Here is a 25,498-nt window from a genome sequence, read left to right as displayed (position 1 = left end):
CATTTATAGAAAGTTTCAATGGTAAACTTAGAGATGAGTGTTTGAATCTACACTACTTTAAAAATCAAAGAGAGTTAACCGATGCTTTGCGAATTTTCCAAAAGGAATACAACGACGAGCGTCTTCACTCTTCATTGAATTACTTGACTCCTTCAGAGTTTAAGCGATCTTATGGTTGAAATGTTTAGAGAAAACTAACTTATCCATTGGTACTGAAAATGGGGGCAGGTCATTGGCTGTCCGAGGGGAACAGGTATCTGATTTTCCATTGAATAACAAGTCGTTTAATTTAAGTTATGTTGGTTTTGATCTATGAGAGTATTATTAGAGATTCTGAATGTTTTTAGAAAGAAAAAGGTTATGGATTTTAATTCTGCAACCTATGTACATCCCAACCAACGTGGGATTCCCACTCCAACAAAGGAAATGCAATCGGGCTGTGGTACATGTAAGCTTTGTGAAATCGATTGCCCAACGAAAGCAATTGAAAGAAAGGGAATAGATGAACTCCATATTGATTATGGCAAATGCCTACAATGTGGACAGTGTGTGACAATTTGTCCTGATGGGAAATTGACTAACTCTGGATTTATATACGTGATCGCTTTACACAGAGAGGAATTTTACACTCAGTATAAAAAAGGAGTTAAAGAAACACCTCCCATCCTTCCATTCTCTCTTACTGAAAATCAGAAACGATTTCGGAAACTTACACAGAAACGAGGATTTTTATATAGGGAAGTGGCCGCTGGTGGGAACAATACGGTTGAATCGGAATTAAATGCCAGCTTCAATTCCGTTTTTGATTCGGAAAGAGAAGGGATTCGTTGTGTTGCAAGTCCGAAACATGCAGATGCCATTGTGTTTTCAGGCCCAGTGAGCCAAAATATGGAAGCCCCTTTACAAACTGCCTGGGATGTGATGAGTGAACCGAAGGCATTGATTGCCTGCGGGACGGAAGCGGTCAGTGGTGGGCTTTTTCCTAAGGGTAAACTTCCACAAGAACCAGACCTTTTCATTTCAGGAGATCCCCCTAGACCAGATGTCATTTTACAAGGATTTCGGTTATTACTTGGAAGATTTTCTTTCCAATTCCAAGAGGCGCTTCACAAATTTTTAGAGAGTGAAAAATAAGGCGCGTGGATTTAGAAAAAGAAGAAATCGTTCGTGTCATCGTCTTAGAACCTCAGAAAAAATCGTATGAAACAATTTCTGAATTACTCAAAGAATGGTTTGGAGATTATATTGATCTGACCTGGCGCTCTGTTTTTGAAAATGGTGCGGAAGAAATTCGGAAAGTCCAATATGATTTACTCATCACCGAAATCCAATTTCCCGAATTGGAAGTTCCTCCAGAAGAAGTTTTGGAACAAATTATGGATTTAGCAGGACCATCTGAATTACCAGTGGTTGTGTTTACGAAAGCAGAAGGGAAACAACTTCCAATTCATGCATTCCAATTAGGAATTAATGAATACTTCAGCAAACGTCGGTTAAAGAAAAATATTCTAGAACATCGATTCCGAAATTTATTCAGAGAAATTTATCGTAAAAAAGTTGTATCGATTCAAATGGACGATAGCCTAAAACGTTTTCAAGATTTATATGGAATGAACCAATCAGAAATCCAAGATCTAAATACGATGGTCAAAAAATTCAAAAAAGAGTTAGAGAAAGAATACGAAGAAAAACTAAATTTAGAAAACGAAAAGAAAAAAATGCAAAACGTATTTGGGATGTATGTGGATCCCATTATTGTTGAAAGTTTGATGAATAATTCACTTTCTCTGGATCAGAAAGGTAAAGAACAAGAAGTATCTGTTTTGTTTTCAGATATCAGAGGTTATACAACATTATCTGAAAAAATGAAACCGGAACAGGTGATTTCGTTTTTAAATGAATACTTTACTGCAATGACAGAAGTTATCTTAGGATATGGCGGTATGATTGATAAATACATTGGAGATTCCATTATGTGTTTGTTTGGTGCCCCAGTTTTTCAACAAGATCATAGACAAAATGCTTTAGACTGTGCAGTTGAAATGATACAAGTATTTGAGTTATGGCAACCCAAATGGGACCAAATTTACGGATTCACTCCGCAAATCGGGATAGGTGTGGCATCAGGAAAAGCCATTGTTGGGAACGTTGGTTCATTTCAAAAATTGTCTTATACCGCTGTCGGTGATACGGTGAATATGGCTAGTCGTTTGGAATCCATGGCCAAACCAATGCAGGTATATGTATCAGAAGGATTGTATAACCATCTTCCTGAAGAGTATGCAAAAAAATATAAATACGAAGAGTTGGAACCTGTTAAAATCAAAGGAAAAGAAGGTTTACATCGTATTTTAAGCGTAAAGCCTAACTAAAGTTATAGTGTGCTACAGAACTGATACAATTCATTGGATTTCAATTTCTCATCTTTTGCCGATAGGTATTCTTTTGTATCTTCAATGACAAGGCTTAAAGATGATTTATACTCCTCAAACTTTTCAAGGGAATTTGGTTCTTGTTTTCCATGCCCAGTGAGTTTTGCAATTGTTCCTGCAAAACCAATGATTTGACCGAGGGAACTTTGTTCCACTACCGGTTTTGATAAATCTTCGATCGTAGTAATGATAATTGCTGGCATTTTCCAAAGTTTCGCAGCCGCACTTCCCATTTCATAAGAATCAACACCAAACGCTTGTTTTTCTAAGGTAACTAAATTTGTATCGGAGGTTTGGAATTCAGTGAGTACTTCTACATATTTTTTACGATCAATTGTGTTTAATACAATTCTACCTAAGTCTTGCATGAGTCCACATGTGATTGCAAGTTCTGCTTCTTTTTTGAATTTTTTTTCTTCGCAAAGGATTTGAGCAAAAATCCCTTTGGCAACGGAATGATCCCAAACTTCGTCGCGGAATTTTTTATAATTCCCTTGGCTGAATAGGGAATCTGTCATCGACATAGCAACCATACTTCTTACGGTTTTAAAACCCAAACGAGTGATTACTTGTTTCATATTGGCAACAGGGTTTCCGCGAGAGAAAAAAGGAGAGTTCGCTAATTTTAAAAGTCTAGCAACTAAGACCTGGTCAGATTGGACTTTTTTTTCTAGTTCACCAAAGGATAGTTCATTGTCATCATCTAGTGAAAGTACGGATAATAAGACTGGCGGAACAATCGTCAGATCTTTGATTTGGGATAAGTATTCTTCCAGTGTTGCCATATGTTTTAGAACCTAAGGACAGATTCTAAAACTATCTGGCGAGGGAAACTAAAATCTAGGGGTTATTTTGAGACGATTCTTGCGAATTCGATCCCTTTAAAGTAATGTTGTAATATTTCTTTGTGGTTAAATTGGTTTTTTGCCATTGCAAAACTTCCCCATTGAGACATACCTACACCATGTCCCGAACCAAGTCCTTTTACATAGAATTCTCCTGAGTCTTCTTTTCGAATCCCAAAACGAGTTGATTTTAATTTAGTGGCACCAATTTTTTTGCGAAACTCAGTGGCTTTGATTTTTTTGATTCCTGAGGTTCCGATGATTTCTAATTCATTCACTCGGGATGTAGGAAAACGATTCGCAACAACAATGTCTTGCACTTCACCAATTCCTAAATCACTTAATCTTTGGTTTACATAATCAGTTTTCCATTTTTCTTCCCACGAATATTGGTCTCCATCTTTATCATACTCGGATGGAACAGGTTTTAAGTATTCCACTGGGTTTCCCCATACATTGGCAGGATCTTCTGTATATCCACCTGCATTGGAATGGAAAAAACTTTGAATGGGTTGTCCCTTATGGATGAGAATTAATCCTTCTGTTTCAAACACAGCTTCTGTAGTATTTTTATGTTCTTTGTTTTTACCCTTATATACTTGAGTGTTCGTTGAAGTATCAACATCAAACTCTTGTTTTTTGCGATTTAACATCTCTTTTACAACGTACGTTCTCGCACAAACCGCTTGTGCTTTTAATGCTTCTTTTGGCCAAGAGGCACTGACCTCAGAAGGAACAACGGAGAGTAGATATAATTCGATTGGAACCAAATTGATGATATAAACTTTACCATCAATCGGTTTGAGTAGTACTGTGCCCCGGTAACTTGTGCCTTTGTATTCGATCCATTCCGAGTTACTATGAATGGAGATCGGTGCTTTTAATGCCATTGGATTTAAAGATAAAAAATCATAAGCTCTTTTGATTGTTAAGTCGTTTGCATCTTTAACAACAAGTTCACCTGCCGTTTTGAAAATCTCTTCTTCACTCGCATAACCAAGTAATACGCGAACAGGTCTTTCTTTGAAATTGGAATCATCTGGAATCCAATTGGTCACCATCACACTCGCACAACCAATTTGCCAAAAAATGGCTAAATAGAAAAATAGAATTGATGTCCGTTTTTTCATAGTTCCCTCCTTTTCAATTTCGGCCAAATGGCAAAAACGGTGAAGGGAATTATCGTCCTTTTCTTCGAAAGTGAAGCACGGATTCGGTATGCGGAGTGTGCGGGTATGGATCGATGATGATTCCATCTACGTACTGATAGGCTTCTAAAAATAACCGTACATCTTCTTTTTGAGAATAAGGATTGCAGGAGACATAGAAAATATCTTTTGGGCCATTGTCTCGGATCCAATGGTTCACCAATTTCCCGGCTCCAGCCCGAGGTGGGTCTAGGATGAGTGTGGCTTTTTCCTTTGACTGTAAATTTTCAGTGGATAAAAACAAATTGGTTACTTGAAAGGAGTGGGTTTTTGAAGGGTATGCATTGGCAAAGAGAGTTGAGGCAATCGCAATGGAAGACTCGGTCAATTCATAACCATCCACATGTTGGAAATATTCGCCGTATAACAAAGAGAAGAATCCATTCCCACAAAAAAGATCCATGAGCACTTCCTTTTCTTCGGGTAGTCTTTCCTTGATAAAATGTAGGATGGGTAAAAATCCATTGGGGTTCGGTTGGAAAAACGAATCAAATGGGACTTCAAAACTTTGATTGAGGACTGTTTCAGTGAATGTAAGTTTTCCTCGTAAGATTTCCGGGCGACCTACGGCAGAGACTTCCGATTTCGGTCGGTTGTAACAAAAAATAAGTGAGTTTTGGGTCAGTTTCTCCAAACACAACGTTCGGAATTCATCCATCAATGGATGGTTTTCAAAACCTTCCGTAAATGTAAAAATCAACATTCCGTCATTGGTATTCTGAGCCTTTCGTATGGTTAGGTACTTGAGCCCACCGAATTCCGATTTTCGATCCCAAATCACATTAGGCATTTCCTCAAGTACAGACCGTACGCTTTGCAATGCAAAGTTTGCCCACTCCGATTGGATGGCACAGGTTGTGATGGGAACTACCTTTCGGAAATTTCCCCTTTGCCTTTGGCCAATGATGGGGCCTGGGAAAACAGAAAAATCCATCCGGGAACGATAGGCATAAGTTTGGGATCCGAGAACTGGTTTTATCGTAATACCTAAATCTTTTTGAAAGGATGTTAGGATCGGATCAAATTTTAAATTGATTTGTTTAGGATAGGGGATGTGTTGCCCAGTACATCCACCACATTCCCCAAAAACTTGGCATTGGACTAAATCCCATGGATGGTTTCGGATGATTTCGTGGACTTTTAATGACCTTTGCCTTGGCCTTCGTTTTACATATTCAACGACAAGTTCGTCTCCCGGGTGGACATAGAAAATATCCACCTTTTTTCCGTTAGGTGCAGTTACAATTCCTGAAAAATCAGGATTCAGTCCTTCGACTTTCACTTTGTCCAATGTTTTCTTCTTGCCAGTTCCACTACTTTTGAATACGATTTCTGACATGGTTTTTTCGAAAAGATACTTTTCACTCAGTGTAATTTCTTGCCTTTCCTTCTTTTCCCTAAACTCCCTCTCGGCACAGGTTCTATTGACGAATCAAATTTTGGATTTGAGGTCCGAATCCTCTTTTGGACAAAACATTCACAAATGGAGTTTTAAACCAGGTGATTCCCCAAGGATCACTGAAATGACAGAAGATGATGTCTATTTAGATGAAGATGCTGGCGAAATCAAAGCTCATATTTTTTCATACGCGCAACCAACATTAGAAGAATCAGTCAGGACCGGCTGGATTTCGGGATTCCAAATCCAAACAGGTTGGGATAAAGTCACAGATGGGGACGGTGAATTGTATTATCCTGATTTTTCAAAGTACATGGAAAAATACAAAGGGTATGGTTGGTATCGAACTGAAATTGTAATTTCGAATGATGACATTCAAAATAAATTTAAATCTAAAAATTTAACGGTTCGTTTGGGCCAAATTAGCCAAGCCGACGCAGTTTATTGGAATGGAAAATTCATCGGAGGAACTGGTTTGCATTTAGATACTGACACCAATAGTCAGTTAGATGATAAATCCTTATATAGTGACAAAATACGATTTTACCGGATCCCTTACCACCTTTTAAAAATTGACGAACCTAATGTTCTAGCAGTGCGAGTTTATGCAAAGTATCCACTCAGTCCAGGTTTATCTCACGATAAATTTTATGTTTCATCTAATAAATATTCAGAACGAGCTGAGTATTGGAATGATTTTAAGAAAATTTTCGTAATTGTTTTAACACTATTACTTGGAAGTTTTTACTTGTATTGGCAATTTTTGTTTCGAAATGAAGAACACGCGACTATCTATTTCGCGTTAGGTTCTATATTTATGGCTTTAAATACTTTGTTTCAAAGCCAAATCATTTATTCGATACTAAACGATGGTTTTTTGATCAAAAAACTTGAATATATGACTTGGATTGCTCTTGTGCACTTCTTGTTTAATTTTATTGTACGATTTGCACATGTGCGAAGCGGTTGGATCAAACTCACCAATCGATACATTGATGCCGCAGGTTTGTTATCTGCACTCATTGTGATTTTTGCTCCGAATTTATTCTTTTTATCTAAGTTTTTCTTTTATTGGAGTTTCGTCACAATTTTATTAGGTGCATCACTCTTTTACATCATATTCCTTGGTCGCAAAGTACCGTCTATGGGCACTGTGTCCTTTGGATTTTTTGCCTTTATCATGTTAATGTTAAATGATGTGTTCGTGGAAATGCAGTGGGAATGGTATCCGAGCCATACATTTGTAAAAGATTATGCATTTGCGGCATTCACAGTTTCTGTTGCATTATCCATTGTTAAAAATATGATCGATTCTCGGTTACTTGTTGAAAAACAAAAAGAGGAAAAAGATAGATTGTCTCGCTATTTTTCGCCTGCAGTGATGGAGACGATCGTCACCGATCAGATTAAGTTAGGTGGAGAAGAAAAGGATATTGCGACTCTTTTTTCTGATATCGTAGGATTCACAACGTTTGCAGAAAAAAATCCACCCGGTGTCGTCTTAAATCACTTAAATACAATATTTGAATCACTATCTGATTTGATATTTCATTATTCTGCCACCTTGGATAAGTTTATAGGTGATGCCATCATGGCCTTTTGGGGAGCTCCCAAACAAACTGAATTGGATGCATACCATGCAATTGCATGTGCTGTCGACATGCAAAAACGGATGGCGGAAATCAATCAGGAACTCGGGCTCGAGCCTGGCACCTTTCGTTTGCGGATTGGAGTCAATTATGGGGAAGCCATTGTTGGAAACATTGGATCTGTCAAACGAATGGATTATACCGTGATTGGGGATGCCGTGAATACCGCAGCGAGGCTTGAAAGCCATGGTATCCCTGGTAAGGTGGCTGTATCCGAAGCTGCTTTTCTTGCGGCAGGTGGTGAAACCTACATTGAATACGAAGATACGAAAGAATTAACACTGAAAGGAAAATCTGAGCCAGTCAAAGTATACTTTGTTACCAAGGTACACCCAAGAACTTAAATTTCTTTTTTGTAAGATAACCATTTTTTCCTTTCTTGGTCTTGTAGTTTTTCGATCGCATAACGTAACATTGTTCGAGGCATCTTTGTTACGTTCTGTTCCAAAAATTGAATTAAAACTTTTTTATCGCGGTTACCAATCTCTCTCAGCATCCAACCTGTGGCTTTATGGATCAAATCATGGGGATGGGATAAAAAAAATTCGCAAAGGTAAATGGTTTCTGCAAATTGGCCTTTCCGAATCCAATCAAAGGAACTAAGGATGGCGATTCGATTTTCCCAAAGGCTTTTGGAATTTTTTAGATCCAGAACCTTTGTTTTATCCTTTGGAAAAAAATAGTCTCCTAAGATTTTATCAGCACTGGCGTCCACCAAATCCCAGTTATTGATGTACCGAGTGTTTTCGAAATAAAAGGAAACAATCTTTTGTTTTTCTAAATCGGATATTCCTTTTGCCTTATACTTTAAAACCAATATTAAAAGGCAAGTGAGCCTTACTTCATGAAAGGGTGATTGGATCATGACTTCAAGATCATCTAAGGATAGTTTGTTTGCGTATTGTTTTGCGATTTTTCTTTGGTTGGGGACTGTGATTCCTAAAAACTTATCTCCTTCGCCGTATTCACCAGGACCTGTTTTGAAAAATCGGGGAAAAAAAGCGGCTTTTTTGGGATTTTTAACTTTTTCTAAGTCCTTTAAAAAACTCTGATTCAAACCACTCATATACCAAAACTCACAGTTAAATTAGCTTCTGTCATATGTTCTGCCACTGTTTCACATTCTTCCATACTACCTTGGAAACAAATTGCTTTTCCATTGGCATGTGCTTCCATGGCAATTTTTTTTGCCTCTCGTTTTGTTTTGAAACACAATCTCATAAGGCAATCCTCTACATAGGAAAACTGATGAATCGAATCATTAAAGAGAATGACAAAATACGAATAAATCGAATCAACTTTTAACTTGGTATCTTCTTCATAAATTGGTTTTGTTTTGTCAGTCATTGGAAGAGTGAGTTGGATTTTCCACTCAGTTCACCAATATACTCCAAATACGAATTCATTTTAAACTTCTTTTTTGTAGAATCGGACGACATAAAACGTACGTTTCCAAATACATTTCGTTCGGGAAACCATGGCCTGTCAAATAAACCAAAACACCATAATATCCCCGTATAAGAATTCGGATTTCTGCCATCATAAGCGTATTTATTATTGAGATGTTCTAAAATGGAGAATGCTTCTTCATATGAATTTGTCCATTCGATCACTTTTTTACCCCATAACATTCTCATGTAATTATGCATTTTTCCTGTTTTCACAAGTTCGATTTGAGCAGCATTCCAAAGTTCATCATGTGTATTTGCCGATTCAAATTGTTCGAGAGTGTAGGTATACTCTCTGTGATCCATTTTGTGTTTTTTGAAATTTTCTTTCACCCAATTCGGCAGATCATTTAAGTCAATTTTTTGGGGTTTATCTTTCCAAAAAAACAAATATCCTATATCCCTCCAAGTGATGAGTTCATCTAAAAAATGATTCGCTGCATGAGAGGGAGAATAAAAATTTTCGCGATCCCCTGGTTTTTGATGGCTCATTCGCTCAGGGTTCCATTTGCCTTTTGTGGATTGCTGTAAAACAGCATAAAAAATTTCTTCAAGTCCAATCCAACCAAAATGTAGATACGGTGACAATCCACTTGTAGCGGTTAACTCAGGCCGATTGGGTTCCGAACGTTTCGTCGCATAAAGGTCTAACTTCTGTTTAATAAATTCGTTTAATAAACGTAATGCTTCGCTTCGGCCTCCTTTAACACCTTTAACAGGAGAGACATCGTTTTGGAATGGAATCGTTTCTAGAAGCTCCAAAACATTTTTGGGTATTCCGATTTTTTGTGGGATTTTTCTTTTCCCATTTAATGTTAGTAAGTCTTCTTTTTTCCAAATGATTGTATTTGATTTGGGAAGATTGCGAATCAACTCTTTATGAATCCACAACCGAAGGATCCTTGCGGCACTTGCAGGTTTTTCAAAACTTGAAAAGGGGAGTAAAGAATTCCCGTCGACGGAAAGCAATTGGCATTGGATTTTTCCTGCCAGTTTTTTTGTTTGTTCGGGAATGATAAAACAAGGAAAATCATCTGTCACCACGACTGCGGCTCCTTCACAAATTTCCTTCAAAAGTCCTTTGGCCGGATTTTTTGGTGTTTCCAAATAAGGCCAATATTGGACCCCAAGTTCGTCTGCCCTTGTTTGGTTCTCTAACATTCCTTCCACAATGAATTGGTGCAAACGTTTGGAATTCCATGGGTAATCCATACGAAGTCCTTCGTATACGATAAGTTCTTTCTTCAGTTCCTTTGCGAGTTTCACCGCATGCGAAAAGGCATGGTTTGCATCGAATCGGCGATAGGCTTGCATCCAATACAAGACATAGGGTTTGTTTAACAAAACTTCTTTATCATTACAAATTCGAATGCGGGAAGGTGACACGACTATTAGAGGGGCACACCCATCTCTTTTCTCGATTTTTTTTAAAACCGAAAGATGAGGAAAAGCGATCTGCTTAATCTGTACGCTATTTGCATCGATTAAAGTCAATATGAGTATAGGAATGCGTGGATACGGCGATGGATTCAAGAAGTCAATATGGGTTTTTAAGGCAATATGGAGGGTTTTTAGGCAGTCGGGGATTTTTTTTATCTAAATTCCTTCGATTTTTTTACCTGGGTACCAATCTTGCATCGTTATTCAGCAAATAACATGGAAAGGATACATGGCAGTATGAAAAACTATTTCAAATCAATCGCCTTCCTTCTCCTGGTTGTTCCGATGTTCCTTTTTGCAGAAGAAGCTGCAACCGTCGCGAACCCAGCAGAAGAAACAGCAAAAGCAATCCAAACTCTTACAGTAGGACTAGACACTTTATGGGTGTTAGTTGCGGGTATGTTGGTATTTTTTATGAATGCTGGTTTTGCACTTGTTGAATCAGGATTTGCACAATCAAAAAATACCGTAAACATTTTAGCAAAAAACTTTATCGTTTTTGCTGCTGCTACTTTTTCCTACTGGGCAATCGGATGGGGATTAATGTTCGGTGATGGAACTCCATTTTATGCAAAGGACGGTATCTTCTTTTTAACTGGTCTTGATAACTCTCCTGCACTTGGAGATGATTACAAGGGAGTTTATTCTTCCATGAATTGGACCGGTGTTCCTCTACTTGCAAAATTTTTCTTCCAGCTAGTGTTTGCTGCAACTGCTGCGACAATTGTATCGGGAGCAGTAGCAGAAAGGATAAAATTTCATTCCTTTTTAATTTTCTCATTCATTTTAGTTGCTGTAATGTACCCGTTCACTGGTCACTGGGTATGGGGTGGTGGATGGTTAGCTGAGCTTGGTTTCCATGACTTTGCTGGTTCTACTGTGGTTCACTCTGTTGGTGGTTGGGCAGCTCTTGCTGGTGCTATCGTTCTTGGTGCAAGAAAAGGAAAATTTTTACCAGATGGTCGCATAAAACCAATCCTTGGTCACAATATGACTTCAGCAGCTCTTGGAACACTTATCCTATGGCTTGGTTGGTTTGGATTTAACCCAGGTTCCACTATGGGAGTTGGTGATGGTGTAACTATGGCACACGTGATAGTAACGACTAACATCTCTGCTGCGTTAGGTGCACTTGCTTCCACAGTCACTGCTTGGATCATCTTAAAAAAACCTGATCTTGGTATGATTTTGAACGGAACTCTTGCAGGACTTGTTGGTATCACTGCTCCTTGTGCGATTGTTAGCCCAACATCTGCGGCAATCATTGGCGCTGTGTCAGGGGTTCTTGTAGTATTGTCTGTTTTATTCTTTGATAAAATTAAAATTGATGATCCAGTTGGTGCAACTTCAGTCCACTTAGTTTGTGGTATTTGGGGAACACTTGCGGTTGCGATTTTTGGATACGAAGGCTCACCTGCAGGTGTAGATGTTCCTTCCATTTTAACGCAACTTTATGGAATTTTAGCTATCGGTGGATTCACTTTTGTTGTCTCTCTTGCACTTTGGTTTGTATTAAAACTAGCTGGTGGAATCCGAGTGAGTGAAGAAGAAGAACTTAGTGGATTGGATCTTGGGGAACATGGTGCAGAAGCTTACCCTGATTTCAATATCCGAGTTCGCGGTTAAGGTAATAGGAGTTAAACATTATGAAAATGATCATTGCAATCATCCAACCACATAAGTTGGAAGAAGTAAAAGCGGAACTTACCAAAAACGAAATTTATCGTTTAACAGTATCGGATGTTCAAGGTTACGGACAACAAAAAGGGAAAACGGAAGTTTTCCGTGGCCATGAGTATACAGTTAACTTACTTAGAAAAGTAAGACTCGAAATTGCTGTAAACGATGAATTTGTGAAACCAACTGTAGATGCAATCTTGAAAGCAGCGAAAAGTGGTGACGGAAAAATTGGAGATGGTAAAATTTTTATCACTCCATTGGAAGAAGTGATTCGCATCAGAACTGGCGAAAAAGGCAAAAGCGCCATTTAACATTCCTTACTTAGAGGAAAAATCGGAAAACGTACGGGTGAAACATCGCTCGTACGTTTTTTATTTGATGAACACCTCTAAAACATTTTCAAATTTATTTTGAAATGTTACTAAATCTATTTTTAATACCATAAGACCAGCTTTTCTATATTTATTTTCCATACGTTTGGTTGGAATTTTACTTCCATTCCATAAGATGTGTTCAATCAAACCTTTGTTTGTATGGACATGGTATACGATCTTTGTGGGCATACCAAAAATTTGTGTCTTGATTGTTAATCCATTTAATGATTTGGGTAATATCGGATCTATGATCAGTTTAGAATGGTAGAGTTGGATTCCAAGAAGGTGTTCTCGAAACAATTTCAAAAATATTCCAGGGCCACTGGAATACACCCTCCATCCACCTTCTAACGTAACTTTACCTGTTTTCACAGATTCATAGTAGGTTTCCGCATCATATCGATTTAAAAATGTTGCATCAGAGCTTGAAAAATAACAATTGGATTGCCTAACGTTTGCAGATGGGATTCGTTTCGAAATTCCAATTGGATTCGTTCGATTGAGTTCTATAAAAAATTCATCCGATTTTCCCATATATGCCAAGGCTTCACAGTAACGCAGATGAGCATGTGTGTACATCAAACCAATTTCTCTTCCAAAAAAACTTGCAGTTTCTGCACGCCTAAAAAACCTTTCTTGTCCATGAAAGTATGAAACAGGTTTATCAAATAATCGTACCCCATCTGGACCTGTTAAGTGGTCATTAATGAGTGTTATGTGTTTGTTTGCTTCTTCCAGGCTAAAAGCATTTGATAATATTCCATATATCATGGGTAGAACACTGTAATGGATCGAAGTAGTTTTGTCCAATGGGTGGAGTAGGTAGGTATTTGCAGACGACTCATTAAATTTTACAAGGCCTGCGGCAATTCCATTTGGCATACAAATGGAATGGATTTCATCTTGTAGTTTTTTTGCCAAAAGTTTGTATTGTTTCGTAAGTGTTTGATCACCTAATGATTCATAAAACCATTCTAACTTTTTATAGAGGATGTATTGTAATTCTGCAGTCCAAACACTCACTGCTTTTTTCCGGAATTCTTCTTCTTTGGGTTGCATGGAGTCATTCCAATCACCATGTCCATACATTGGCAAATTTGTATTGGGTATAAATCGGTTTTGAATTTCTTTTAAACTCGTCTCCAAGGCATCACGAACGGTTTTCTTTTTTTTTGAAACAAAAGTTGTGAAGGTTTCATTTAAAATAGAGAAATTTTCGGTTCGTTCTAAGTAGGTTAAAAGAGAAAGGATCGGCCAATAGAGAATGTCTCCGTGCGAATCATTAGCTCGGATATTTTTATCCCTTTCGTATAACATAAACCACTGTGGCCAATCTCCATCTTCATTTTGTTCGCTGAAGACATGTAAAAGAAGTTCTCTGATTACGAGAAAATTTCCATGGGCCAAAAGGAATTCGAATGCTCCCTGGCAAACATCTCTTGTCCCCCATCCGCCTCCAGAAAATTGTTCCAAACCTCTTGGATTTAGATAATGGATTTCGGCATTTTGATTGTACCAGGGAAGGATAGTCACCATTTCTAAAAAAGTTGGGTCTTTCAAATCCATTGCTGAGGAAAGTAGGTTAGGGAAACTTATATCGTCCTCGTTAGGTGGGATTTCCATTTTAGGTGGAATGGTTTCCAAATCACCTTTGATGGTGAAAAGGAGTTTCCCTTGGACTTTTGTTTGGATGGTTAGGTAGGAATTAGATAAAGATGGTTCATTCGCAAAAAAAACACTTTCATCTGATATGTGGAACTTCTCTAAGTGATCACTTACAATCTGAAAACCTTTTCCGTGGAGTCTTGTAAAAAGAGGGCTATTTGGATTGGGATTGATTTGGATTTTGTTATCCAATTTTTGGACGATAGGGGGGAGATTGTTGTCTCCATTATCACCGTCTAAACCAATTGAGAAACTCAGTAGGATCTCCAATGGATTGATTTCATCATTAACGATCGTTAAATATAGTGAGTCATCATCATTTGCGGTGATGGAAATTTTTAGTTCCTTGTTTTGGTTCCAATACACCCATTCTAAGTATTTTGGTTGGAATCGCATATAAGATGGTGTTTCAAGTAAAAACCAAGTATCCTTTTCTTTACAAAAGATCCGAAGGCCTTTACTCATTTGTTTTCCCAAACGATTTTGATTTCTTGTAAGTAACAAATTGAGGCTCGTATGGCCTTGTGTGAGTTGGGATAGGAAAATACCGGAAAAATAGGAAGTAAAAGTCAGAGACGATTCCGAAGGAATTTGATCCTTTCCTGTGCGAGTCACTTGGCCTTCGGGCCTTAGACAAAGTTTTTCTTTACGAGAAAGGCTAATATAAGTTTCATTTTCAGTAAAGAAAGACAAAAGATTTCCGTTTTTGTCTCGCTCCACTGCACGCCAGTGATTTGGAAATGTTTTTTGTAATTGGCTTTCACCAAATTCCTCTCCATTACGGAAACTTGGATTTTCAAACAAAGATTTGTTTGATTTCTTTTTATCAAGTTTAGGCAAAACTTCCATTGGAAACCCATTCCAATAGGAAGGATTGAAATCAATGTTGTTCGGATAGGAAGGGATCGCATCTAGGTTTGGAAAAAATACAGAGACAATTTCAAATGGGTAACTTTGATTTGGATTCATCGAAATGGATTCTGTTCCCAAGGCAATGACGGAATGTTCGCCTTGCCTTTGGCGATTGGGGAGAGAAGTGAGCATTCCATCCTGATAGATGTCTAGTCCATCAGTCGCATACTGGATCATCTTTTGTTTTGCTATATGGAATATTGATGGATGGTTTCCGAAAACTGATTCGTTTTGTCTTGATAGAATTTGGATTCCAAACGAAGGATCTTCCATAATTTGGTGGTGGATGTATTGAGAGACAAAGGCTTCATTCAACCTTGCCGCTTGGTAATCGCATAGTCCCAAGTCTAATACAAAAATCAATTCACAAACAATGGGTATCTCTTCTTTGTTTAAAACGTTCACTCTATATTTCCATCGATTTTCTTTGGGATGGAGTTGGATCGAACACTCGAGTTTTATCTTCTGGAAAACATGAGTGATGCATAACATCCTTTCGGAAGATTGGATCGTAGTTTGGTCCATTATGGAGAATAGCGGGATGGTGTGGCGACTGGAGTTAAATTCCAAACGTAAAAAAAGATTGGAAACACTTGTTTCCAAACGATTTCCGACGTAAAGGTTTACAAAGGTATTTTTATGAAAAATGGAATGGAGTGAGAGATTGGGATGATACTTGATGACAAGCCCTGATTCATTTTGTAACTGGTACATCATTCTCCTTTCGGAATGGATTTAGGGTTGTTACATTCCATTTTCCTAAATGATCCAAATTCAAATGGTAATCATATTCCAATGCTGTTTCTTCTCCCTTTGCCAATACAATGGTAGTGATTCCTAAACTGTAAAATTTTTTAAGGAATTTGGAAATTTCAAATTTTCCCACGCTGGATGTAGGCCTATCGATCACAAGGAATTTTGGTTTTGCATATTGGATGCGAATTGTAGAAATTTTGAACTTTTCAGCTAACGACAGTTCATCGTCCCATTCTTTTAGGGCTGAAAGTCCACCTAGTCGTTTGACTAAAGTATCCAATCCATGATTTTTTAATTCTTTCATGACTTGGGAATCGGATACTGTGTTTCCAAGGAAAGCAGGTACAATTACATTTCGTAATCTACCTGGCGGTAAATAAGGTTGTTCTGGTAAAAAAAAGATTTCGTCTCGATTGGGTTTGAATAATTTACCCTCTTGATGATTCACAATCCCTGCAAGGGCACGAAACAAACTGAGTTTGGAAGTATCATCAATTGCTGTGACAAGCCATCTTTCTTTTGTATGAATGGTCACATTTAAATTTTCTATGATGAATTTTGACTTATCGTTAGCATAGATACTAAAGTTTTCAAATTTGATTTCATTGGAGAGATAATTTGTTTTTGATATTTCTTTCATTTTCTCTTCAGAGAAAACCATGGCTGTATCTAAGGTTTGTAGCCGTTTGACTACGGCTGTAAAGGAAGAAATGGACTGAAATTGAGTGACAATGAGAGAAAATGCATTGAGTAGAGTTGTGAATGCAAGCCCTGCTTGGGTGATCACCCCAAATTCAATTTCACCTTTCATATAACTAGGTACAATGAGAACCATGGGAATGATTTGAATGAAATAATTGTAACTATTGGTAAACAAACTCAATCGTAGATTGACCGAGATCAATTTTTTAAAGTTCGTCACTAGTTTTTTTAGTTTTGATTTTAATCGAACGGACATTCGTAGTTCTCGATGTGTTAATGCAATCGATTCTGCATGTTGTTTGATATGCAATAAATCAGATCGATAATTCGCTTCGAGGTCCAACTGGTTGTAGTTGATTTGGATCAGTTCCTTACCTAAAAAAATTGTCGCCAAAGTTCCCAAACTTGCATAGAGAATGGCTACCAAAAATAATAATGGATTGATTGTCCATAAAACCCCTGCAAAGGAAATGGCAGAGAATAAACCACCAAGAAACAAAAGGATAAAAGACAATGTGGTTGTAGTAAATGTTTTCACATCATCCGTAATTCTTTGGTCTGGATTTTCAATTCCTTTTTGATTTAAAATCGTATGATATGTTTTTTCACTTAAATAAGATTCTGTAAGGCGCCAAGTCAATTGTTCTCGCCATAAAATCCCTAATCTTTCTTCGATAAAACGATAGATGGAACCAATTCCCGCTGAAATGAGAAAAACCAAACCATAAAGAATTGCATTTTGGTAAAAAGCAGTTTCATTTTTTTGTTCGATAGAGGAGATAAAATCCCTTCCTACAAAACTATTATATACGTTGAAGCCGTTAAAACCAATGACAAGAAGGATGAGAAAGATCCCATAACGAATCGCAGATGGACCTTGTTTTGAATGAATCAATTGGCCGATGATTTTGAGTAAATGTTTACCTGTGGATTGTTTTGAATCTTTTTTCGCCATGTAAACTAATATCCAACAGAAGAAACGATTCTTCAGGAAAGGCAAGGCTTATTTTAATACTTCTCATGGTTGGCTTCTGGTATGAGTTCCAAGATGTTCGTTATCTTTCTCATTCTTTTTGTTCCATCCTATACCTTCCACTATAGGAGATTTTCAAGGGAAGGTGTTGGTTTTTAGATGGAAACGTTCAAAACGAGTAAAAAATTTCCTTTTTTAGTTTTCAAAATGAAAAAAATTCCATTCTTCTGAAAAAAACTAATTGCATTAGTTAAAAAACTAACTATATTAGTTTTATGAAATTCGTTACCCATTATTTCCCTTACATTTTTGCGATTTTTTCCCCAATGTTTCTTTTTGCTGAATCAATTCATTTCACACAAAAAATAGAAACCTCCTTTTTCCAAACCAAAGAAGGAAAACTTGCTTACACAAAGTTGGGTTTTGGAAATAAAAAATTCATTTTACTCCCAGGCATCGGAGATAGGAAGGAAAGTTATCTCCCTTTAGCAATGTTACTGGCAAAAGAAGGAACCGTATATTCATTTGATTTGCGAGGTCTTGGCGAATCGGATACCAGTTTTACATCATATGGACCCAAGGAAACCGCTTTGGATACCATCAGTTTTATCCAAGAGAATCGATTAGAAAATATCTACATCATAGCCAATTCTATGACAGCGGCATCGGCAGTCTACATCCAATCACATGAAAGGAAACGTGTGTTAGGTCTAATTTTATCGGGTCCTTTTGTCAGAGACAAAGAACCTATGTCCTTTGGTTTAAAATCAATGCTCCAAATAATGTTTCGTGGACCTTGGGGGCCAAGTGCCTGGGTCAAATTTTACGAATCACTTTTTCCGATCCAACCACCCAATGATTTGGAAGAACGAAAGGATAAACTCAAAGAAAATTTAAAAGAAGAGGGAAGGATGTTTGCCCTACGTTCTATGTTATTTGCTCCCAAAACTGAATGTGAAGTTGAGTTATCCAATGCGAAAGGGAATCATATCATCATCATGGGATTAAAAGATCCTGATTTTCCATCACCTGAAGAGGAAGCACTTTGGATCCGTGATACAATTGGTGGGAAAGTTTATCTCTATGAAAATGGGGGGCATTATCCATTTGTGGAAGAACCAAATCGTTTTTTCCGAGACATCCAAACTTTATGGCAAAAAAAGTAAAAAATAAAATCGGAAGGCCTAAAAAAGGGCAAGTTCAAATCAACCGTAATTTGGTTCTCGATGTGGCATGGGATACGATTCAAAACGTTGGATTTTCGGAATTCAGACTATCAACTGTCGCAGAAACGTTAGGAATCAGAACCCCTTCCTTATACAACCATATTACGGATACAGAAGATATCTTCCGAGAAATGAAAATTAGGGCCTTGCGGTTATTAGGTGATAATCTAAACGAAGTGTTGAAACAAAACCAAGTTAGGTCCAAACGAATTTCCAATTTTTTACAAACCTATAGAAGGTTTGCAAAAGAATACCCACATTTGTATCCACTTGTCATCTCCTCCACTGAGTTTGATCCTGAACTCAAACGTTTTGGAGATCGAATTTTACAACTTTGTTTGGATGCGTTTCATTTTGTCAATTTGGACAAGGAAACAGTTCACAAGATTCGAATCATACGTTCATTCGTCCATGGATTCATCGACCTAGAAAGGGAAGGTGGATTCGGGAGAAAGGAATCTGTAGATGAAAGTTTTCAGAAATTAACAGAATCTCTCGAAACAGGAAAACTCTGGTAAAACTTTACTTTTCGGGAGAATGCGCGTGCGAAAACCTGGGAATACACTTATGGCAGCACTAACGATTACACTACCCGATGGAAGTTCCAAAGAACTCGAATCAGGAAAGTCATTTTCTGATTTTATCCAAAACCAACTGCCTTTCTTAAAAGAGAAAGCTCTTGCCGTTGTTTTGTCCAATGGACGAACTGTTGATTTATCTTTTGTTCCGACCGAAAACACCACTGTAAAATTTCTCACCTTTGATGACAAAGAGGGGAGGGAAGTATTCCACCATTCATCAGCCCACTTACTGGGGATGGCGGTCCAAAGGTTATGGCCTCATGCAAGGCTAACTGTCGGTCCTGTCATCGAAAATGGTCCTGGGTTTTTCTTTTATGACATCGATTTTGGAGACACCGTCATCACAGTGGACGACCTTCCCAAAATTGAAACTGAAATGGGAAAAATTGTGAAAGAAGACCTAACAGTGAAACGTTGGGAGCTTTCCAAGGAAGAAGCCATTCAGAAATTCAAACAAGAAAACGAACCTTACAAAGTAGAACTCATCCAAGGTTTTGATTCCGCATCGGTTTCGTTATACGGACAAGGGGAATGGTATGACCTTTGTCGTGGGCCTCATGTTGCCCGCACAGGCCAACTCAAAGCCTTCAAACTCACGGCGATTTCAGGTGCGTATTGGAAAGGGGATTCCAAAAACAAACAACTCACTCGGATTTATGGAGTTTCATTTCCCTCAAAGAAACAGTTAGATGAATATATATTTCTCATCGAAGAAGCAAAAAAAAGAGACCACAGAAAACTTGGGAAAGAACTTGATCTGTTTAGTTTCCAAGAGGAAGCACCTGGTTTCCCCTTTTGGCATCCAAAGGGTACTGTGCTTTGGAACACCCTTGCTTCTTTCATTAGAGAAGAATGTTTTCGGCGTGGGTACCAGGAAATCAAAACACCTGCGATTTTAAATTCTTCTCTTTGGAAAAAATCAGGCCACTGGGATAATTTTAAGGAAAACATGTACTTCACTGACATCGATGAAAGTGAGTTTGCGGTAAAACCCATGAACTGCCCCGGTTGTTGTTTGATTTACAAATACCATATGCACTCGTACAGGGAACTTCCTCTCCGTTTTATGGAGCTTGGTAACGTACATAGGCATGAAATGTCTGGAGTATTGCATGGCCTCTTTCGGGTTCGTGCTTTTACGCAAGACGATGCCCATATCTATGCTCCTTTGGAAAAAGTAGAATCAGAAGTGGAAGACATCATTGACTTTACATTTGATGTGTATAAAAAATTTGGATTTACGGAATTCAAAACCTTCATTGCCACAAGACCTGAAAAATCACAAGGAAGTGATGAAGATTGGAATCTCGCCACACAAGCATTACACGATGCCTTAAAGAAAAAAGGAATCGAATATGGAATCAAAGAAGGGGACGGAGCGTTTTACGGGCCAAAAATTGAATTCAATATCAAAGATTCCCTGGGAAGGCTTTGGCAATGTGGAACCGTTCAAATTGACTTTTCCATGCCAAACCGATTTGAACTCGACTTCACTGCATCTGATGGAAAAAAACATGCACCCGTTATGATCCACCGGGCAATTTATGGTTCCTTGGAACGTTTCATCGGGATCCTCATCGAACATTTTGAAGGAAAATTTCCACTTTGGCTCAACCCAACACAAATTCGTGTTTTGACTGTGGCAGAAACTCATAGTGAGTACGCGAAGGAAGTATACCAAGATTTGGTAATGCAAGGATTTCGTGTCGAACTGGATGTCCGAAACGAAAAGATTGGAAGTAAAATTAGGGATTCCATCATGAAGCGTAGCAGTTACACTCTTATCTTAGGAGATAAAGAGAAAGAAGCTGGTACTATCTCGTATCGTCGTATGGGCGAAGAAAAAACGGAAACAGTTTCACGTGATGGATTCCTATCACTCCTCAAAGGGGAACTCAATTAAAGAAATTTCTTGACTAAGTTGTGAGGGAAGTTATCCTTCCCTCCAATGTCCAAGAGTCAAGTGTTGTCCACCTCACAAGAACCAGTGACTCTTCATCTGGATCTTCCCATCCACCCACCGTATGATGTCTGTGATGCGTATGATGCCATTCCTATGCAAAACCTTCCCATCACTACGGGAGTCACACTTGGTTGGAAGGTGAGTCGGATGCAATTTGTGGATGGTTTGGGAAAAGATGTCCATTTTGATTGTCCTAATATTGTTTTCGCCGGTGGCCAAAACGAAACAAACCAATCCGTATCTTTTTATGTTGTGGCTGCTTTTTACGATGCCAATGATCGGCTTTTGTCTTGCCAAACTTCCGAACACTCTGTCCATCCATGGGAACGTTTCGATGTACCTGGACTTTGGAGTCGATTTCCCTTTTCGATTTCTGAGATTGCCAAAGTATCCCTTCGGATCACAATCTCTGGCCCCTGTACTGATCTCATTTTACCCCATCCGAGTCCAACGCTTCCGAAAAATGCCAACCGAAGGGAATCCAAACGAGAGTGGAACCGGGCAAACCATGTCGTGGGCATCCATGGTTGGCAACACTGGAATCCTGGAAACGGGGAACTTTTGTATGCCACAGAACCCCTTACCAAACAGAACCGCCTTCGGTTCCGACTGGAACGGAAACAAAACCAAGGATTCCATTACCTAGCACTTGTCCAGTCACTCGATCCCATCCGAGGGGACAAAAAATGGGACAACCTCATCCAATATGTTTTGTATGACGGCAGTGGAAGGATTTGCCATGGTGGTTCGTGTATGGGGATGGGAAATCACGGGGAATACCGATCCCTTGTTCCTATTTTGCCAGAAATTTTAGGAAAAGGATCCCTTTCCATTGAATATGTGGTCTGGGAAGGCCCTTCCGGCACGCTTTAGCTCCAGAAGCTTTGCATTTGCAAAGAAATGTACTTGCGTGCCTAGTTTTTCATCCGAAATTGGAAATTGAAAGAAATTTCGGAGACTGAATGCAGAAACGGCCCAACCCTAGAGGGAACCCAAACCAAGATAAATTCGCCCACATCAGAATTAACGAACAAATTACCAATGTAGCATCGATCCGACTCGTCTCAGACGAAGGGTCTGATATCGTTACTCTGGACGAAGCTCTGAGAAGAGCTAAGGAAGCTAACCTTGATTTGGTGGAAGTCTCGGGAGACCAAGATGTTCACGTCTGTAAGTTGATCGATTTTGGAAAATACAAATTCGAACTTCTTAAAAAAACAAAAGAAGCGAAAAAGAAACAACACGTTGTCACGGTGAAAGAAATTAAAATCCGCCCGCGGATTGATAACCATGACTTCGAGATTAAGAAGCGTCATGCTTTAGAATTCTTGCAAAAGGGTGATAAAGTAAAAGCGACTCTTCGATTCCGAGGCAGAGAGATGGTTCACTCTGAAATTGGAATGAATATTGTTAACCGGTTTGTCGAGGACCTAAAAGAGCATGCCTCTCCCGAAAAAATGCCGGTACACGACGGAAAGACGATAGTGGTCGTGATGAACCCAATTGGTGAAAAACCTAAAGGATAAAAACAACTATGTATAAACTAAAAACAAACAGGGCAGCAGCCAAACGTTTTAAGTTTACCAAATCAGGTAAAATCAAACGCGGATGTGCGTTCCGTAGACATATCTTAGAGAAAAAATCTCCTAAGATGAAACACCAAAGCCGTGGAATGCACCTCATCCATGAAACCGATTACAACCGTGTAGAAAAACTTCTACCTTACGGAGGTTAAACGATGCCACGCGCAGTCAACGGAACCATCCATAAGAATCGTAGAAAAAAAGTTCTCGCTAAAGCAAAAGGTTTTAGAGGCGGACGTTCAAAACTTTTCAGAACAGCAAAATCTGCTGTGATGAAAGCGGGTCAATGGGCATACCGTGACCGTAGAAAGAAAAAGTCTGAATTTAGAAAACTTTGGATCACACGTATCAATGCCGCAGTCAGAGAAAATGGAATGTCATATTCAAAATTCATCCACGCTCTCAAAACTCACGGAATCAACTTAGACCGTAAGACATTGGCTGACCTTGCATACAACCACAAAGAAGTATTCAACGCCATCGTTGAAAAAACCAAAGTCGCTAAGTAAATTAGTGCTTGATTGGAATGGAATAGCTCGTCTATTCTATTCCATCGGATTGTTATCATGTTAAAAATCGAAACCATTGAAGAGCTAGAAAGTAAAGTTGTTAAGGCCCTTGAGCTAATCCAAGACCTTAGAACAGAAAACGCACGCCTAGAGACGGAAAATGAATCCCTCCGCGCGGAAAATGACCAAATGAAGCTCGCAATGGAGGAAAAAGAACGCGAATTAAAAACATTGCGTTCGCAGCTCCAAGACGCGACGGACGAACTCAACCAACTTCGTGAAAGGGAAGGTTTACTCGAGTCCAAAGTCCACCAACTCCTTGGAAGATTAGATGGACTTCCAACAACGGGAAGTTCCACTCCCAAATCCCAAACTCCACCAGCTACGGAAAGCCCTGTGGCTCCGGTAGCAGCGGCAGCAGCAGTCGCTCCTAGTCTTACCTCAGAAGACGACGATGAAATCATTTTACTTGATGAAGACGAATCTGAATTCCAAGTGGAAGAAGTTTTAGAAAAAACACCAGCATCTGCATCTTTTGAAAAGGAAGAACTTGTTGTGGAATCAGAAGATGAAGTCCCAACAGTGGAAATCGATGAAGATGATGATATCATCATTGACGATGAGGATGAAGCAATCAGTGTTTTTGATGCAGATGATGACGATGATTTTCTCATCATTGAAGACGATCCAAAATAAATGATATGGCAGAATCTGCCCCAAACTCTCATAAAATAACCAAACAAATCTTTGGTGAGACATATACGATTGTTGGCGAAGCATCTTCGGGTTATATATCCGAGGTGGCCGACTATGTGGAATCTCGTCTTTTAGAACTGGGAAAGGTTTTGCCAAATGCCTCTAAAACCAAATTGGCAGTGTTATGTGCCCTAAACCTAGCAGACGAATTATTCCAAATGCGAGATCTTAATTCCAAAACAAGTATCAATCCTGAACTAGAAGAACGAACCAAAAAAATCATCTCACTTCTAGAAGAGGGGATCATTGGGGATCATTTTTGAATCCAATTGCCAAAAAAGACGCAAGGGAAATTCTAAAAAACAATATTGTTAAACTCACGGATCGTGAAGAAATTGAATCCGCCATTTTAAAACGTTTATTCCCACTCTTACAAGGCAAATCAAAGATCATTACCTATGTTCCTGATATCCAATATGAAGTGGATGTCCTACCTGTGATCGAGTCCTCTCCTTTACCGAGACCCACTGGATTTATCGAAGCCCGTCATTCTGCAAAATGGTACTTTCCGAAAGTGGAAACAGACCATGTTTTACGATTCATCCGCCCTTTTTCCTTTTCAAAAGGACCTCATGGAATTTTGGAGCCTGTGGGAGATGAGGAGATATCCGTAGAGGAAGCGGATTTAATCTTAGTCCCTGCTCTTGGGTTCCATAAGGATGGCTATCGTTTGGGCCGGGGTGGTGGTTATTATGATCGCATCCTTGCTCCTTTGGAAGTGCAAAAGAAAACCATAGGCTTTAGTTTTTCTAAATTTTTTCCCGTCCCATTCCTCAGAGAAAGTCACGATGTGAAAGTCGGAAAAATGATTACAGAATTTCAAATTCACTCGTTTTTCGATTGAATCCACGTAGGATTCTGACACGATTCGAAGAAGCATATGGACCAAGAAAAACTCCTTACATCCCTTGCAGAAAAAACCAAAATGGAACAAGAGTCTGATTTAGGGGACTTGGAACAGTTCCTTACTTTCACAATCGAGAAAGAATATTTTGGGATCCGTCTGTTATTGGTTCATGAAATTTTAAAACCTGTTCTCATCACTCGTATTCCGAATGTGGACGATTATATTTTAGGAGTGATCAACCTTAGAGGAGAGATCATCCCCATCGTAGATCTCAAAAAAAGATTCCACTCCATCGATTCAGACATCCACTCGATTTCTCGTATTGTTGTGGTCATGTTAGAAGAAAAACGAATTGGGATTTTAGTGGATGAAGTCAAACAAGTGGTGAAAATACAAAAAGACTTTATCAGTTATACTACAGATGACTTGTCGTTAAACTACAGTAAGATGGTAGAGTCGGTTTCAAGATACGAAGACCATTTGGTTTTGAATTTGGATTTGGAACAAATTGTAAATTTTGTTTCGTCCACAAAGTAAGGAATAAGGGATA

Annotated in this window: 25 protein-coding genes; 17 read left to right on the top strand and 8 right to left on the bottom strand. The window is 38.7% G+C overall.

The features are described 5' to 3' along the window. Positions 1-5: 5 nt before the first annotated feature. The 3 genes from LEP1GSC202_RS20515 to LEP1GSC202_RS15695 all read left to right on the top strand — a co-directional run bounded on the left by LEP1GSC202_RS20515 (position 6) and on the right by LEP1GSC202_RS15695 (position 2,372). Positions 6-179: an integrase core domain-containing protein gene (locus LEP1GSC202_RS20515; RefSeq protein WP_083930015.1), complete on the top strand. Its 174-nt coding sequence runs from the start codon at positions 6-8 to the stop codon at positions 177-179. A gap of 133 nt (positions 180-312) precedes the next feature. After that, a complete protein-coding gene (locus LEP1GSC202_RS15700) occupies positions 313-1,134 on the top strand; it encodes an NADH-quinone oxidoreductase subunit B family protein (protein WP_039929194.1) in 822 nt (273 codons plus the stop codon). A 5-nt stretch (positions 1,135-1,139) separates the two neighbouring features. Continuing rightward, positions 1,140-2,372, top strand: coding sequence for an adenylate/guanylate cyclase domain-containing protein (locus LEP1GSC202_RS15695; protein ID WP_015678595.1), 1,233 nt, complete (start codon positions 1,140-1,142; stop codon positions 2,370-2,372). Positions 2,373-2,374: 2 nt separating this feature from the next. Here the strand turns inward: LEP1GSC202_RS15695 and LEP1GSC202_RS15690 are convergent, their stop codons facing one another. The 3 genes from LEP1GSC202_RS15690 to LEP1GSC202_RS15680 all read right to left on the bottom strand — a co-directional run bounded on the left by LEP1GSC202_RS15690 (position 2,375) and on the right by LEP1GSC202_RS15680 (position 5,824). Beyond that, entirely contained in the window at positions 2,375-3,217 is an 843-nt protein-coding gene (locus LEP1GSC202_RS15690) for an HDOD domain-containing protein (protein WP_015678620.1), read from the bottom strand. A 62-nt stretch (positions 3,218-3,279) separates the two neighbouring features. After that, positions 3,280-4,407, bottom strand: a complete 1,128-nt coding sequence (locus tag LEP1GSC202_RS15685; RefSeq protein ID WP_015678688.1) for a SpoIID/LytB domain-containing protein — start codon at positions 4,405-4,407, stop codon at positions 3,280-3,282. A gap of 49 nt (positions 4,408-4,456) precedes the next feature. Then, entirely contained in the window at positions 4,457-5,824 is a 1,368-nt protein-coding gene (locus LEP1GSC202_RS15680; RefSeq protein ID WP_015678608.1) for a class I SAM-dependent RNA methyltransferase, read from the bottom strand. Here LEP1GSC202_RS15680 and LEP1GSC202_RS15675 point away from each other — a divergent pair. Beyond that, complete coding sequence (locus LEP1GSC202_RS15675; RefSeq protein ID WP_039929191.1) at positions 5,823-7,877, top strand: adenylate/guanylate cyclase domain-containing protein; 2,055 nt, start codon at positions 5,823-5,825, stop codon at positions 7,875-7,877. The two genes, LEP1GSC202_RS15680 and LEP1GSC202_RS15675, sit on opposite strands and share 2 nt — an antisense overlap. Here LEP1GSC202_RS15675 and LEP1GSC202_RS15670 read toward each other — a convergent pair. From LEP1GSC202_RS15670 to LEP1GSC202_RS15660, 3 genes are read right to left on the bottom strand one after another with little or no spacing between them, the layout of a single operon-like run. Further along, a complete protein-coding gene (locus tag LEP1GSC202_RS15670) occupies positions 7,874-8,599 on the bottom strand; it encodes a DNA alkylation repair protein (protein ID WP_015678692.1) in 726 nt (241 codons plus the stop codon). The genes LEP1GSC202_RS15675 and LEP1GSC202_RS15670 overlap by 4 nt on opposite strands. Next, on the bottom strand, positions 8,596-8,880 hold the full coding sequence (locus LEP1GSC202_RS15665) for an ATP-dependent Clp protease adaptor ClpS (protein ID WP_015678719.1): 285 nt from the start codon (positions 8,878-8,880) through the stop codon (positions 8,596-8,598). Before LEP1GSC202_RS15665 ends, LEP1GSC202_RS15670 begins: the two co-directional genes overlap by 4 nt. Then, complete coding sequence (locus LEP1GSC202_RS15660) at positions 8,877-10,367, bottom strand: putative deoxyribodipyrimidine photo-lyase (protein WP_015678695.1); 1,491 nt, start codon at positions 10,365-10,367, stop codon at positions 8,877-8,879. Before LEP1GSC202_RS15660 ends, LEP1GSC202_RS15665 begins: the two co-directional genes overlap by 4 nt. Before the next feature lie 291 nt (positions 10,368-10,658). Here LEP1GSC202_RS15660 and LEP1GSC202_RS15655 point away from each other — a divergent pair, with 291 nt between their 5' ends. Both LEP1GSC202_RS15655 and LEP1GSC202_RS15650 read left to right on the top strand, forming a co-directional pair. After that, positions 10,659-12,047 carry an ammonium transporter gene (locus LEP1GSC202_RS15655; RefSeq protein ID WP_015678614.1) on the top strand — a complete coding sequence of 463 codons (1,389 nt, stop codon included), beginning with the start codon at positions 10,659-10,661 and terminating at the stop codon, positions 12,045-12,047. Positions 12,048-12,067: 20 nt separating this feature from the next. Beyond that, positions 12,068-12,412 (top strand): P-II family nitrogen regulator, encoded by a 345-nt coding sequence (locus LEP1GSC202_RS15650; RefSeq protein ID WP_015678663.1) that lies wholly within the window; start codon positions 12,068-12,070, stop codon positions 12,410-12,412. Between the two features lie 60 nt (positions 12,413-12,472). Here the strand turns inward: LEP1GSC202_RS15650 and LEP1GSC202_RS15645 are convergent, their stop codons facing one another. Together LEP1GSC202_RS15645 and LEP1GSC202_RS15640 are read right to left on the bottom strand one after the other, a co-directional pair. Continuing rightward, the gene (locus LEP1GSC202_RS15645; RefSeq protein ID WP_015678630.1) at positions 12,473-15,766 is read right to left on the bottom strand and encodes a GH36-type glycosyl hydrolase domain-containing protein; all 3,294 of its coding nucleotides are present in this window, start codon (positions 15,764-15,766) and stop codon (positions 12,473-12,475) included. Then, positions 15,747-17,465, bottom strand: a complete 1,719-nt coding sequence (locus LEP1GSC202_RS15640; RefSeq protein WP_015678596.1) for an ABC transporter ATP-binding protein/permease — start codon at positions 17,463-17,465, stop codon at positions 15,747-15,749. The genes LEP1GSC202_RS15645 and LEP1GSC202_RS15640 overlap by 20 nt, the downstream gene beginning before the upstream one ends. 293 nt (positions 17,466-17,758) lie before the next feature. Here LEP1GSC202_RS15640 and LEP1GSC202_RS15635 point away from each other — a divergent pair, with 293 nt between their 5' ends. The 11 genes from LEP1GSC202_RS15635 to LEP1GSC202_RS15585 all read left to right on the top strand — a co-directional run bounded on the left by LEP1GSC202_RS15635 (position 17,759) and on the right by LEP1GSC202_RS15585 (position 25,485). Beyond that, complete coding sequence (locus LEP1GSC202_RS15635) at positions 17,759-18,649, top strand: alpha/beta fold hydrolase (protein WP_015678612.1); 891 nt, start codon at positions 17,759-17,761, stop codon at positions 18,647-18,649. Continuing rightward, positions 18,634-19,227, top strand: coding sequence for a TetR/AcrR family transcriptional regulator (locus tag LEP1GSC202_RS15630; protein ID WP_015678653.1), 594 nt, complete (start codon positions 18,634-18,636; stop codon positions 19,225-19,227). Before LEP1GSC202_RS15635 ends, LEP1GSC202_RS15630 begins: the two co-directional genes overlap by 16 nt. 49 nt (positions 19,228-19,276) lie before the next feature. Continuing rightward, positions 19,277-21,193, top strand: coding sequence for a threonine--tRNA ligase (thrS, locus tag LEP1GSC202_RS15625; RefSeq protein ID WP_039929187.1), 1,917 nt, complete (start codon positions 19,277-19,279; stop codon positions 21,191-21,193). Positions 21,194-21,253: 60 nt separating this feature from the next. After that, positions 21,254-22,126 (top strand): hypothetical protein, encoded by an 873-nt coding sequence (locus LEP1GSC202_RS15620; protein ID WP_244147750.1) that lies wholly within the window; start codon positions 21,254-21,256, stop codon positions 22,124-22,126. Positions 22,127-22,215: 89 nt separating this feature from the next. Continuing rightward, the gene (infC, locus tag LEP1GSC202_RS15615; protein WP_015678618.1) at positions 22,216-22,779 is read left to right on the top strand and encodes a translation initiation factor IF-3; all 564 of its coding nucleotides are present in this window, start codon (positions 22,216-22,218) and stop codon (positions 22,777-22,779) included. Between the two features lie 8 nt (positions 22,780-22,787). Beyond that, positions 22,788-22,988 (top strand): 50S ribosomal protein L35, encoded by a 201-nt coding sequence (gene rpmI / locus LEP1GSC202_RS15610; RefSeq protein ID WP_002988170.1) that lies wholly within the window; start codon positions 22,788-22,790, stop codon positions 22,986-22,988. A 3-nt stretch (positions 22,989-22,991) separates the two neighbouring features. Further along, the gene (rplT, locus tag LEP1GSC202_RS15605) at positions 22,992-23,345 is read left to right on the top strand and encodes a 50S ribosomal protein L20 (RefSeq protein ID WP_002975326.1); all 354 of its coding nucleotides are present in this window, start codon (positions 22,992-22,994) and stop codon (positions 23,343-23,345) included. 57 nt (positions 23,346-23,402) lie between these two features. Then, complete coding sequence (locus tag LEP1GSC202_RS15600) at positions 23,403-24,041, top strand: hypothetical protein (protein ID WP_015678616.1); 639 nt, start codon at positions 23,403-23,405, stop codon at positions 24,039-24,041. Positions 24,042-24,046: 5 nt separating this feature from the next. Beyond that, positions 24,047-24,364, top strand: coding sequence for a cell division protein ZapA (locus LEP1GSC202_RS15595; RefSeq protein ID WP_015678672.1), 318 nt, complete (start codon positions 24,047-24,049; stop codon positions 24,362-24,364). Further along, positions 24,361-24,945 (top strand): 5-formyltetrahydrofolate cyclo-ligase, encoded by a 585-nt coding sequence (locus LEP1GSC202_RS15590; RefSeq protein WP_015678621.1) that lies wholly within the window; start codon positions 24,361-24,363, stop codon positions 24,943-24,945. The genes LEP1GSC202_RS15595 and LEP1GSC202_RS15590 overlap by 4 nt, the downstream gene beginning before the upstream one ends. Before the next feature lie 36 nt (positions 24,946-24,981). Beyond that, positions 24,982-25,485, top strand: a complete 504-nt coding sequence (locus LEP1GSC202_RS15585; protein WP_015678728.1) for a chemotaxis protein CheW — start codon at positions 24,982-24,984, stop codon at positions 25,483-25,485. Positions 25,486-25,498: the final 13 nt, after the last annotated feature.

It is taken from the genome of Leptospira yanagawae serovar Saopaulo str. Sao Paulo = ATCC 700523, assembly GCF_000332475.2.
GTDB classification, from domain to species: domain Bacteria; phylum Spirochaetota; class Leptospiria; order Leptospirales; family Leptospiraceae; genus Leptospira_A; species Leptospira_A yanagawae.
The sequence above is the reverse complement of the archived record's forward strand: the minus strand, read 5'-3'. Positions and strand labels throughout refer to the sequence as shown.

Excerpts from the sequence above, each read along its gene's own strand:
- LEP1GSC202_RS15645 (WP_015678630.1), bottom strand. The coding sequence starts at position 15,766 with ATGTACCAGTTACAAAATGAATCAGGGCTTGTCATCAAGTATCATCCC.
- LEP1GSC202_RS15650 (WP_015678663.1), top strand. The coding sequence starts at position 12,068 with ATGAAAATGATCATTGCAATCATCCAACCACATAAGTTGGAAGAAGTA.
- rplT (WP_002975326.1), top strand. The coding sequence starts at position 22,992 with ATGCCACGCGCAGTCAACGGAACCATCCATAAGAATCGTAGAAAAAAA.
- LEP1GSC202_RS15600 (WP_015678616.1), top strand. The coding sequence starts at position 23,403 with ATGTTAAAAATCGAAACCATTGAAGAGCTAGAAAGTAAAGTTGTTAAG.
- infC (WP_015678618.1), top strand. The coding sequence starts at position 22,216 with ATGCAGAAACGGCCCAACCCTAGAGGGAACCCAAACCAAGATAAATTC.
- LEP1GSC202_RS15685 (WP_015678688.1), bottom strand. The coding sequence starts at position 4,407 with ATGAAAAAACGGACATCAATTCTATTTTTCTATTTAGCCATTTTTTGG.
- LEP1GSC202_RS15665 (WP_015678719.1), bottom strand. The coding sequence starts at position 8,880 with ATGACTGACAAAACAAAACCAATTTATGAAGAAGATACCAAGTTAAAA.
- thrS (WP_039929187.1), top strand. The coding sequence starts at position 19,277 with ATGGCAGCACTAACGATTACACTACCCGATGGAAGTTCCAAAGAACTC.
- LEP1GSC202_RS15595 (WP_015678672.1), top strand. The coding sequence starts at position 24,047 with ATGGCAGAATCTGCCCCAAACTCTCATAAAATAACCAAACAAATCTTT.
- LEP1GSC202_RS15675 (WP_039929191.1), top strand. The coding sequence starts at position 5,823 with ATGGTTTTTTCGAAAAGATACTTTTCACTCAGTGTAATTTCTTGCCTT.
- rpmI (WP_002988170.1), top strand. The coding sequence starts at position 22,788 with ATGTATAAACTAAAAACAAACAGGGCAGCAGCCAAACGTTTTAAGTTT.
- LEP1GSC202_RS15635 (WP_015678612.1), top strand. The coding sequence starts at position 17,759 with ATGAAATTCGTTACCCATTATTTCCCTTACATTTTTGCGATTTTTTCC.
- LEP1GSC202_RS15670 (WP_015678692.1), bottom strand. The coding sequence starts at position 8,599 with ATGAGTGGTTTGAATCAGAGTTTTTTAAAGGACTTAGAAAAAGTTAAA.
- LEP1GSC202_RS15690 (WP_015678620.1), bottom strand. The coding sequence starts at position 3,217 with ATGGCAACACTGGAAGAATACTTATCCCAAATCAAAGATCTGACGATT.
- LEP1GSC202_RS15585 (WP_015678728.1), top strand. The coding sequence starts at position 24,982 with ATGGACCAAGAAAAACTCCTTACATCCCTTGCAGAAAAAACCAAAATG.
- LEP1GSC202_RS15640 (WP_015678596.1), bottom strand. The coding sequence starts at position 17,465 with ATGGCGAAAAAAGATTCAAAACAATCCACAGGTAAACATTTACTCAAA.
- LEP1GSC202_RS15655 (WP_015678614.1), top strand. The coding sequence starts at position 10,659 with ATGAAAAACTATTTCAAATCAATCGCCTTCCTTCTCCTGGTTGTTCCG.
- LEP1GSC202_RS15680 (WP_015678608.1), bottom strand. The coding sequence starts at position 5,824 with ATGTCAGAAATCGTATTCAAAAGTAGTGGAACTGGCAAGAAGAAAACA.
- LEP1GSC202_RS15630 (WP_015678653.1), top strand. The coding sequence starts at position 18,634 with ATGGCAAAAAAAGTAAAAAATAAAATCGGAAGGCCTAAAAAAGGGCAA.
- LEP1GSC202_RS15700 (WP_039929194.1), top strand. The coding sequence starts at position 313 with ATGAGAGTATTATTAGAGATTCTGAATGTTTTTAGAAAGAAAAAGGTT.